The 8,986-nt window shown below is 71.1% G+C and carries 13 protein-coding genes; 6 read left to right on the top strand and 7 right to left on the bottom strand.

The window, feature by feature from the left end; genetic code table 11:
- Nucleotides 1-15 precede the first annotated feature (15 nt).
- The 3 genes from ABD946_RS04985 to ABD946_RS04995 form a co-directional block, all read right to left on the bottom strand.
- Nucleotides 16-423, bottom strand: coding sequence for an STAS domain-containing protein (locus tag ABD946_RS04985; RefSeq protein ID WP_345280454.1), 408 nt, complete (start codon nt 421-423; stop codon nt 16-18).
- Between the two features lie 149 nt (nt 424-572).
- On the bottom strand, nt 573-767 hold the full coding sequence (locus ABD946_RS04990; RefSeq protein WP_345280455.1) for a hypothetical protein: 195 nt from the start codon (nt 765-767) through the stop codon (nt 573-575).
- Nucleotides 768-774: 7 nt separating this feature from the next.
- Nucleotides 775-1,188 carry an ATP-binding protein gene (locus ABD946_RS04995; RefSeq protein WP_345280457.1) on the bottom strand — a complete coding sequence of 138 codons (414 nt, stop codon included), beginning with the start codon at nt 1,186-1,188 and terminating at the stop codon, nt 775-777.
- A gap of 234 nt (nt 1,189-1,422) precedes the next feature.
- Here ABD946_RS04995 and ABD946_RS05000 point away from each other — a divergent pair, with 234 nt between their 5' ends.
- A complete protein-coding gene (locus tag ABD946_RS05000; protein ID WP_345280459.1) occupies nt 1,423-2,226 on the top strand; it encodes a SigB/SigF/SigG family RNA polymerase sigma factor in 804 nt (267 codons plus the stop codon).
- Nucleotides 2,227-2,248: 22 nt separating this feature from the next.
- Here the strand turns inward: ABD946_RS05000 and ABD946_RS05005 are convergent, their stop codons facing one another.
- The 3 genes from ABD946_RS05005 to ddaH all read right to left on the bottom strand — a co-directional run bounded on the left by ABD946_RS05005 (nt 2,249) and on the right by ddaH (nt 3,696).
- A complete protein-coding gene (locus ABD946_RS05005; protein WP_345280461.1) occupies nt 2,249-2,563 on the bottom strand; it encodes a DUF3040 domain-containing protein in 315 nt (104 codons plus the stop codon).
- Between the two features lie 65 nt (nt 2,564-2,628).
- Complete coding sequence (locus ABD946_RS05010; protein ID WP_345280463.1) at nt 2,629-2,811, bottom strand: DUF6479 family protein; 183 nt, start codon at nt 2,809-2,811, stop codon at nt 2,629-2,631.
- A gap of 66 nt (nt 2,812-2,877) precedes the next feature.
- The gene (gene ddaH, locus ABD946_RS05015; RefSeq protein WP_345280464.1) at nt 2,878-3,696 is read right to left on the bottom strand and encodes a dimethylargininase; all 819 of its coding nucleotides are present in this window, start codon (nt 3,694-3,696) and stop codon (nt 2,878-2,880) included.
- Nucleotides 3,697-3,876: 180 nt separating this feature from the next.
- On the opposite strand from ddaH, the gene ABD946_RS05020 reads away from it, so the two are divergent.
- The 3 genes from ABD946_RS05020 (at nt 3,877) to ABD946_RS05030 (ending at nt 5,917) form a co-directional block, all read left to right on the top strand.
- Complete coding sequence (locus ABD946_RS05020; protein WP_345280466.1) at nt 3,877-4,773, top strand: glucose 1-dehydrogenase; 897 nt, start codon at nt 3,877-3,879, stop codon at nt 4,771-4,773.
- 305 nt (nt 4,774-5,078) lie between these two features.
- Complete coding sequence (locus tag ABD946_RS05025) at nt 5,079-5,537, top strand: SRPBCC family protein (protein ID WP_345280468.1); 459 nt, start codon at nt 5,079-5,081, stop codon at nt 5,535-5,537.
- A 56-nt stretch (nt 5,538-5,593) separates the two neighbouring features.
- Nucleotides 5,594-5,917 carry a plasmid stabilization protein gene (locus ABD946_RS05030; protein ID WP_345280470.1) on the top strand — a complete coding sequence of 108 codons (324 nt, stop codon included), beginning with the start codon at nt 5,594-5,596 and terminating at the stop codon, nt 5,915-5,917.
- Nucleotides 5,918-6,003: 86 nt separating this feature from the next.
- Here the strand turns inward: ABD946_RS05030 and ABD946_RS05035 are convergent, their stop codons facing one another.
- Nucleotides 6,004-6,738: a class I SAM-dependent methyltransferase gene (locus tag ABD946_RS05035; RefSeq protein WP_345280472.1), complete on the bottom strand. Its 735-nt coding sequence runs from the start codon at nt 6,736-6,738 to the stop codon at nt 6,004-6,006.
- A gap of 576 nt (nt 6,739-7,314) precedes the next feature.
- On the opposite strand from ABD946_RS05035, the gene ABD946_RS05040 reads away from it, so the two are divergent.
- Entirely contained in the window at nt 7,315-8,235 is a 921-nt protein-coding gene (locus ABD946_RS05040; protein WP_345280474.1) for an ABC transporter substrate-binding protein, read from the top strand.
- 263 nt (nt 8,236-8,498) lie between these two features.
- A partial coding sequence (locus tag ABD946_RS05045; RefSeq protein WP_345280476.1) for a transporter substrate-binding domain-containing protein occupies nt 8,499-8,986 on the top strand: 488 nt, incomplete at its 3' end.

Below are 8,986 nucleotides of genomic sequence, written 5' to 3' on the forward strand. Positions count from 1 at the left end.
GCCAGGGCCGTGAGTTCACGGCGTGCTGCCGTCGCCTGGTCGGTCGAGTGCCTCCTGCACGGTGGCGATGACGGTGAACACCTCGGCGGTGCCGGTCGCCCAGAACAGCCGCGTGATGCGTTCACCCACTCCGGTGAGGACAAGGTCCACTCCGGCGGTGGTGGTTGCGGTTCGGGTGTTCAGCAGGGCGTTGAGTCCGGCCGAGTCACAGAAGAACACCTCGGCCATGTCGACGATCAGGCACCTCAGCACCGGTTCGAGGGCCTGGGCGAGCGTGTCCTGCAGATTGGGGCCTTCGTCCAGGCTGATCTCCCCGGCGAGGTGCACGACCACCGCGCCGTCGGCCGTGCCGTAGGTAGTGATCTTCAGCTGCACCGGCTCGATCCAACCGTCGGGGTGCGGGGTGATGTGCGGAGTGTCCATGCTGCACGCTCCCCTCAGAGTGGTCAGGCGGGTCCAGGGCCGGCCAATGATGTCCAGCTCGTATGGGGTTCTTATCGCTCGATCACCCCTCAAGTGTGTATCTGGATTTCGGTATCGCAACACCGCCCGGACAACCGGCCGGGGCCGCCTCACCGCCTCTTGCGGCGCAGCACCGTGACCGGCAGGAGCAGCAGACCCAGCGAGACCAGGCGGGCGGCGGCGTCGACCATCCGGGCCTTGACGTGCTCGCCGGCCAGCCGCGGTGGTAGGAGACCGGGGCGGTCCGCCCGCTCCTCCGCCGTCTCGGCGCGCCCGCCGTCACGGCCGCCCGGCTGCTCCTTCACCGCAACCTCACCCGCCCTCAACTTCCTTCGGCGGCCCTCCCGGCGCCTGCGGGGCGTCGCCCGGGATCTCGGCCCACACCGTCTTGCCGCCCGGCACGGCCATGGTGCCCCAGTCGCGGCTGAGCAGGTGGACCACCTGCAGGCCGTGCCCGCCGGGGCGGCCGAGGGAGGCCTGGCGGCGGCGGGGCGGCTCGGTGCTGGCGTCGCTCACCGCGATGCGCAGAGCGCCATCCGCCAGGACGGTCAGTTGCAGCATGCCGGGCCCGCCGGCATGCAGAGCCGCGTTGGCGACCAGCTCGCAGGTCACCAGCACGGTGTCCTCACGGATCGGGTCGGGCACCGATCGGGCGGTCAGGGCGTCACGCACCGTACTGCGCGCCGTGATGACCGGATGGGGCTCCGCCGTCAGGTCGATCTCCATGGGGCGGGCCGAGGGCGTTCCGGCTGGTCGCGACGAAACTGACGCTGAGGAATCCGAAGCCATCTGCTCTCACCTCACCCGGCTCAGCGCTCACTCCATGGCGTGCGCCTGCCCGGTGGAGCCTTGCCCATCCCAGGAGGAGACCACCGGTTGGGCACATCATCGGGCCTGCGGTGATTCCCCGCAGCCCAACCGGGCAGGAGCAAGGACGGGGGTCTGCGGAAGGAAGACCTGATGGCACCCGAGATCATCGCGAACCCGAGCACGGTCAGCACCGGTGACGCCCGCGAGCTGTCCAGGGAGCTGTTCCGCCGACTGGCCGAGGCCGAACCGGGCAGCGAGACGTACTCCTACGTCCGCGGCACCCTGATCGAGCTCAACATGTCCCTGGTCCGCTTCGCCGCGCGCCGCTTCCGCAGCAGCCACGAACCGATGGAGGACATCGTCCAGACCGGCATGGTCGGACTGATCAAGGCCATCGACCGCTTCGACCCCGACCGGGGCGTCGAGTTCGCCACCTTCGCGCTGCCCACCGTCCTCGGCGAGATGCGCCGCTTCTTCCGCGACACCACCTGGGCCGTCCACGTCCCCCGCAGCCTCCAGGAAGCCCGGCTCGCGGTCGCCCAGGCCACCGACGAACTCGAGCAGACCCTCGGCCGCCCGCCCGACAACACCGAACTCGCCGCACACACCGGCCTGACCGAACAAGGCGTAGCCGACGGCATCGCGGTCGCCACCGCCCGCACCGCCGGCTCACTCGACGCCCACACCCCCGGCGACGACGAAGACGAGCACCCCGGGCCTCTCGACCGGCGCCTCGGCCACGAGGACCCGTCCTTCGTCACCGTCGACGACATCCAGTCCCTCAAACCGCTGATCGCCACCCTGCCCGAACGCGAACGCGCCGTCCTCGCCCTGCGCTTCACCGGCGACCTCACCCAGGCCGAGATAGGCCGCCGCCTCGGCCTGTCCCAGATGCACGTCTCCCGCCTCCTCAGCCACACCCTCACCGACCTACGCGCCGCCCTCACCGGCTGACGGTCGCCCGCCCCGCCCGGGCTCAGGTGCGCCGGTGACGACGCAGCCCACGGAGCGCGGCGGTCCGGTGTACCGAGCAGACCGCACCGGCGGCCGCCAGCGCGCCGGCCAGTACGAGCCCGCCCTGAGGTACCTCACCAGCCGCTACGAACGCGCCCACCGATACCAGGACCAACACAGCGGCCAGGACCACGGTCGCGCGGACGCTGCACCAGACCGACCAGCACGGCCCGGCCCGCCATGTCCGTAGTCGGCGCTCCAGTTTCCGGTCCTGGCGCAAGGCGGCTTCGATGTCGAGCAATCGCTTCTTCTCCCACCCGGAGAACCTCGCGCTCATCTGCGCTCACCTCACCGCCCCCGAACTTGTCCGCCCCGGTCTTCACCCGGCCGTCACCGGAGTGGTCAGCGTCGGCCTCCTCGCCGGTGCATGCCGCTGGGCGGCGGTTCGCGGTCCTTGCGGCGCTGGCCGAAGACGAAGGCGAGCAGGATCACGACGACGATCAGCACGCCGGCCAGGATCAGCCACAGCGCGCTGCCGGTGGTCCCGGCGAGTTGGGTCTGCAGTGCCAAGTCCTTGATGTCCATGCCTGGCGCGTTTCCGGATCGACTGGCACGAAACATGAGGTCCTGGAGGGTGCCGGGGTGGGAGCGTCAGTGTCCGCCGCGGTGGAGTTCGAGGGTGCAGCACTTCGCTCCGCCTCCGGCCTTGCGGAATTCGGAGACGTCGACGCCGACCGGCTCGAACCCGTTCGCCGCGAGGGCGGCGGCGAGGTGCTCGGCGGTGTCGGGGAGGACGACGTGGTGGCCGTCGCAGACGGCGTTGACGCCCAGTGCCTCGGCGTCGGCCCGGTCGGCCTCGATGGCGTCGGGGAAGAGGGCGTGCAGTGCGGCGCGGCTGGGGCGGTCGAACGCGGCTGGGTAGTACATCGCCTGATCGTCCGTCAGGACGGCCAGGGCGGTGTCGAGGTGGTAGAAGCGGGGGTCCACCAGGGTGAGGGGGACCACCGGCAGGCCGAGTACGGTGCGCAGTTCCCCGTGGGCGGCCGGCTCGGTGCGAAAGCCGGTGCCGGCCAGCAGCATCCGGCCTGCGGTCAGGACATCGCCTTGGCCTTCGTTGACCCGGGCCGCGGTGCTGACCTGCCGGTAGCGGTTGCGGGTGAACCACCGGCGGAAGTGGGCGGCTTCGGCCGCTCGTTCGCGGTGCTTGAAGCGGGCCACCAGCACCCTGCCGTCGACCACGGTGGCGGCGTTCGCGGTGAACACCATGTCCGGCAACCCGGGACGCGGTGTGATCAGGTGGACGGTGTGGCCGAGGGCCAGGTGGACCGCACGCAGCCGCTGCCACTGCCGCTCGGCCCGGCGAACATCCACCGCCTGGGAGGGATCCATCCAGGGGTTGATGGCGTACTCCACCGAGAAGTAGGTGGGCGGGCACATCAGGTACTGCCGTCGGTCAGCGGTCGCGGTCATGGCCTTGCTCCACTACGTTCGGGGCTCGTGGGGGCTTGCGGTGCGGCGTGTTCCCGGATCCGGGTGCCCTCACGCTCGGGGAGCACGGTGTGCGGCCCGGCGTGCCGCAGAGGGTGAACCCCGCCCCGGCCGGGCAGGCGTCCGGCGACCCGTTTCCGACATCGTTGGCGAGGCAGTGCCGTGAGCAGCGACCAGCACGTTCCGCAGGATCCGGCCCGGCGGTACCCGAGGCCGGAGTTCGCGCCGCAGAGCCAGCCCTATCCGGGGCTGAGCGATCGGATGGACCCGGTGCCCGACCACGGCGAGCGGACTTACCACGGCACCGGGCGGCTGTCGGGGCGGGTCGCGCTGGTCACCGGCGGGGATTCCGGGATCGGGCGGGCCGTCGTGCTGGCCTTCGCCCGGGAGGGAGCGGACGTGCTGTTCTGCCACCTCGCCGACGAGCAGGAGGACGCGGCCGAGTCGGTGCGGCTGGTGGAGGAGGCCGGCCGGCGGGCCGTGGCGGTGGCCGGGGACGTCCGGGAGGAGGGCTTCTGCGCGGAGCTGGTGGAGCGCGCCGTCGCCGAACTCGGCGGCCTGGACGTGCTGGTGAACAACGCCGCGTACCAGCAGGCCCGGGAGGAGGGCCTCGCCGCGATCAGCACCGACCGGTTCGACCGGGTGATGAAGACCAACGTCTACGCGATGTTCTGGCTCTGCCAGGCCGCGCTGCCACACCTTCGCCCGGGATCATCGATCATCAACACCGCCTCCGTCCAGGCGTACCGGCCCGAACCGCACCTGCTGGACTACGCCGCGAGCAAGGGCGCGATCGTCACCTTCACCCAGGGCCTGGCCCGCGAGCTCGCCCCCCGGCGCGTCCGGGTCAACGCGGTGGCGCCCGGCCCGGTCTGGACACCTCTCATCCCCGCCACCCTCCCGCCCGACCACGTCGCCGCCTTCGGCGAACAGTCACCGCTCGGCCGACCCGCCCAACCCGCCGAGCTCGCACCGGTGTACGTCTTCCTCGCCTCCGCCGGGGCGAGCTACCTGACCGGCGAAGTGGTGAACGCCACCGGCGGAGTCGCGCTGCCCTGACCGGACGGCGGCGGTCACCGGCCGCCGGGTCCCGCAGCCGCGGCAGTTGACGGATCGTCCGGGGCAGGGGGAAACAGACTGCGTGTGCCGGTCAGGTCGAGGAGGCGGCCCAGGCACTCTCCCGGGCGAAGGGCGGGCCGTGGGTGGCCAGCAGGGTCGGGGAGTCCACGGGCGGTGCGGGTGTAGGCACGCCGATTCGGCACTTCAGGCTGGACAGAGGGCATGACGACGCTCGGACCGGGCAGGCGCTCCCTGAAGCCGGGCCGCCCGTAGCCCGGCCGGCGACCGGGAGGAGCAGAGCCACCATGAGCATGGTCAAGCAGTCGATCGACGTCGACGTCCCGCTGCACACCGCCTACGACCAGTGGACGCAGTTCGAGGAGTTCCCCCGCTTCATGAAGGGGGTCGACGAGGTCCGCCAGCTCGACGAGCGGCACACGCACTGGCGCACCAGCATGGCCGGTGTCGAGCGCGAGTTCGACGCGGAGGTCGTCGACCAACTCCCCGACGAGCGCGTCTCCTGGCGCACGACGGGGGGCGAGGTCCAGCAGATCGGCACCGTCACCTTCCAGCGCCTGGACGAGGCACACACCCGCGTCAACCTGGCCATGGACTTCGAGCCCGGGGGCATGGCCGAGCGGGCCGCCGACGTGCTCGGGATGGTCGACCGCCGGGTGAAGGGCGACCTGCGCCGGTTCAAGACCTTCATCGAGGACCGCGGCACGGCCACCGGCTCCTGGCGCGGCCGCATCAGCCCCAACTGACCACCGGTAAGGGCAGCACCAACACCGGCGGCCCGGAAGGAACCTGAGGAGGCGTCATGCCGCGAGGATCCAGCCCGAAGCGCGAGCGGCAGTACGAGCACATCAAGGAGAGCCTGCGGGAGCGCGGGGAGAGCGAGGAGCAGGCGGAGGAGATCGCCGCCCGCACCGTCAACAAGGAACGCGCCCGGCACGGCGAGTCGAAGACCGCCAGCCGCTCCTCCACCCACGACATCTCCTCCGCCCGTCGCGGCGGACTGCGCTCCCACAGCGGTGCCAAGGGCCCGACCTACGACCAGCTGTACAACGAGGCCCGGCAGCGCAACATCAAGGGCCGCTCCACGATGAACAAGAAGCAGCTCGAACACGCCCTCGGACGCTGACCCGGGGACGACGGTGGAAGGGGGGTGACATCCGATCGGATGTCACCCCCCTTCCACCGCTCCGGGCACGGGGCCGCTCTCCGGGGTCAGAGGTCGGCGAGCGGACGGTAGGCGGCGGTGAGGTCGGGGCCGGGCGCGCGGACGACGCGCAGCCCGGCGGCGTCCAGCTCCTGCGCGAGCTCGGCGGGTGTGGCCGGCCACAGGTCGAACCGCTCGCTCGCCTCGCGCAGCGACCTGCCCTCCCGTTCGACCCGGTAGGTGAACTCGACCCGCTCCACGCCCCGGTGGGGGCAGCGGGTGACGGTGGCGCTGTACTGGTCCGGCCCCACTCGCACCGGGCCCAGCGACCCCAACTCCTCCAACCCTTCGGGCAGCGCGGTCGGCGGCGAGTCGAAGAGCAGCAGCCCGCCCGGTACCAGGGCCGCCGCGATGTCCCGCCAGGCGGCCCGCCGGGTGGCGGGGCCCAGGCAGGCGATGACGTTGGAGGCTATGGCCAGGTCCACCGCCTCTCTCAGTCCCGCGCGCACGAGCGGTTCGGCGTGCACGGTCACCCGGGCCCGCCTGTCGGCCCCCAGGGCAGCCAGGCGCGACAGCAGCGCGGCCCGCATGGCCGGAGCGGGTTCAACGGCGTGAACCGGGGCGCCGGAGGCGTCCAGCAGGACTTCGGTGACGATGCCCGTGCCGGCGCCGACATCCAGGATCGCCCGCCGGGCCCGGGCCGCCGCCCGGGCGAACCGCCGCTCGGCCAGCCGACGGTCGGTCTCGGCCTGGAGCAGGTCGTAGAACTCGACCGAGACCCGGTAGTCGTCCGCACCGTTCATGACGGCGCGGACACGGGGTGGGGCGCTGTCACGTGCGGCCCGCCGTTAACCCGGGCCGCCGAAACGGACCCGGACGAGGGGTCGGGGCGCTGCCGTCGGGCCGCGCCCTCGAATGAGGGTTTTATGGGTGTCTCTGCGGTTGTACTGCCGGTCTGCCCTGGCCGGTTCCGGTGGGTACCGGACCACGAGCCTAGGCCGGACGGAGGCATCGCACCTATGCCTTTTTGTCCTTTTCACGTGCCCGTCATCCCCAGGTCGGGCAGTTGACGACCGTCGGTTTCGGAAGTACCGGCGGCCCTGCTCGGACCCTGGTGATCGTGCACGCACACCCGCAGGAGGTGAACACCAGACACGGAGGGGAGCTGGCGCCTCGAATCCGGAGTCTGCGTACCCGACTTCCGGTTCTGCGCGCCCCGGGTCTGTCGCGACCCGGCGGCCTGGGGTTCTGATCGGGGGTCACCCGATACCCGATTCTGACACATCCGAGACCCGCCCCGGCAGGGCGGGATGGAAGACTCCGGACTCCGGCCCACTCCGGACCCGCACGACCTCTCCCACAGGAGGAGCAGTACCCCCATGCAGCACAGTTCCCCCATATCCCGTCATGTCGCCCGCGCCGCCACCGCGTTGACCGCAGGATCGCTCCTGCTGACCGGCTGCGGCGCCGGATCGACGCCGAAGGCCCCGTCCGAGGACCCGCGCTCGATGCTCCCGGCCGCCGTCCGCGAGGCCGGCGTGCTCAAGGTCGGCTCCGACCTCAACTACGCCCCGGTGGAGTTCAAGGACGCCAACGGCCAGGCCGCCGGCCTCGACCCGGAGATCGCCGAGGCGATCGGCAAGCAGCTGGGCCTGCGGGTGGAGTTCGTCGACACCCCCTTCGACAAGCTCATCCCCGGCCTGCACGCGAAGCAGTACGACGTCGTGATGTCCGCGCTGAGCGACAACCGCCAGCGCCGCGAGGGCACCGACGACAACGGCACCCAGGTGAATCCGGGAGTGGACTTCGTCGACTACTTCATCGCCGGGACCTCGATCCTGGTGAAGAAGGGCAACCCGAAGGGCGTCAAGTCCATCGACGACCTCTGCGGCCACCCCGTCGCGCTCCAGCGCGGCACCACCCAGGACGCGATCATCGCCCGGCAGACCACCGCCTGCACCAAGGCGGGGAAGCCCCTCACGGTCAAGCTCTTCGACACCGACGACCAGGCGCTGGCCGAGGTGAAGGCCGGCCGCGCGGTGGCCGACCTGAACGACTTCCCGGTGGCCGCCTACGTGGCCCAGCAGCAGGACGGCGGCAGGACCTTCGAGGTGGCCAGCGCCCAGATCCAGCCCGGCCCGTACGGGATCGCGCTGACCAAGGGCGACACCGCGCTGCGCGACGCGCTGGTGAAGGCGCTCGACCGGGTGATCCGCGGCGGCGAGTACGACAAGATCCTCGCCAAGTGGAACGTCTCCGCGGGCGCGGCACAGAACGCCGTGGTCAACGGCGGGTTCTGACCCTCCGGAGCCCTTCGGTCCGCATACTTATACACGGAGTGACAGGGACACGGTATTCGTCCGGATAGCGGACGCTCTGACCCCTCGTTATCCGATTTTGATCTGAATAGTGGTCCGTTACCGAATGCCTGGTGGCAGGATTCCCACCAACTCGGATCGCTACAGCCCACCTCGGCGGAGGGTGGCGACAGCCCCGGCCCCCCGTGTACGCCGCCAGCGCGGCGCGCTCCGCCCAGCCTCTCCCACAGGAGGAGACTCCCCCCATGACCGTCCGTAACCCGCGCACCCGCCTCCTCGCCGCCGGTGCCCTGATCGCGACCGCCTCGCTGGTGCTCACCGCCTGCGGCGACGACAAGAAGGACGACACCTCGGCGGCCGGCTCCTCGGCCCCGCTGTACTCGAAGCTCCCGGCCGACATCCAGAAGGCCGGTGTCGTCAAGGTCGGCTCCGAGGTCGCGTACGCGCCGGTGGAGTTCAAGGACGGTGGCAAGATCACCGGTATCGACCCGGACCTGGCCGACGCGCTGGCCAAGCAGCTGGGCGTCAAGTTCCAGATCCAGGACGCCGGTTTCGACACCCTGATCACCTCGCTCTCCACCAAGCGGATCGACCTGATCATGTCGGCGATGACCGACAACAAGGAGCGCCAGGGCAAGGGCGTCGACTTCGTCGACTACTTCAAGGCCGGCACCTCGATCCTGGTCCAGAAGGGCAACCCGAAGGGCATCAAGACCCTGGAGGACCTCTGCGG

The organism is Kitasatospora albolonga (assembly GCF_039535905.1).
GTDB classification, from domain to species: domain Bacteria; phylum Actinomycetota; class Actinomycetes; order Streptomycetales; family Streptomycetaceae; genus Kitasatospora; species Kitasatospora albolonga.

Bases quoted from the DNA above. Each gene is read 5' to 3' on its own strand.
- ABD946_RS04985 (WP_345280454.1), bottom strand. From the start codon at position 423: ATGGACACTCCGCACATCACCCCGCACCCCGACGGTTGGATCGAGCCG.
- ABD946_RS04995 (WP_345280457.1), bottom strand. From the start codon at position 1,188: ATGGAGATCGACCTGACGGCGGAGCCCCATCCGGTCATCACGGCGCGC.
- ABD946_RS05000 (WP_345280459.1), top strand. From the start codon at position 1,423: ATGGCACCCGAGATCATCGCGAACCCGAGCACGGTCAGCACCGGTGAC.
- ABD946_RS05005 (WP_345280461.1), bottom strand. From the start codon at position 2,563: ATGAGCGCGAGGTTCTCCGGGTGGGAGAAGAAGCGATTGCTCGACATC.
- ABD946_RS05010 (WP_345280463.1), bottom strand. From the start codon at position 2,811: ATGGACATCAAGGACTTGGCACTGCAGACCCAACTCGCCGGGACCACC.
- ddaH (WP_345280464.1), bottom strand. From the start codon at position 3,696: ATGACCGCGACCGCTGACCGACGGCAGTACCTGATGTGCCCGCCCACC.
- ABD946_RS05025 (WP_345280468.1), top strand. From the start codon at position 5,079: ATGAGCATGGTCAAGCAGTCGATCGACGTCGACGTCCCGCTGCACACC.
- ABD946_RS05030 (WP_345280470.1), top strand. From the start codon at position 5,594: ATGCCGCGAGGATCCAGCCCGAAGCGCGAGCGGCAGTACGAGCACATC.
- ABD946_RS05035 (WP_345280472.1), bottom strand. From the start codon at position 6,738: ATGAACGGTGCGGACGACTACCGGGTCTCGGTCGAGTTCTACGACCTG.
- ABD946_RS05040 (WP_345280474.1), top strand. From the start codon at position 7,315: ATGCAGCACAGTTCCCCCATATCCCGTCATGTCGCCCGCGCCGCCACC.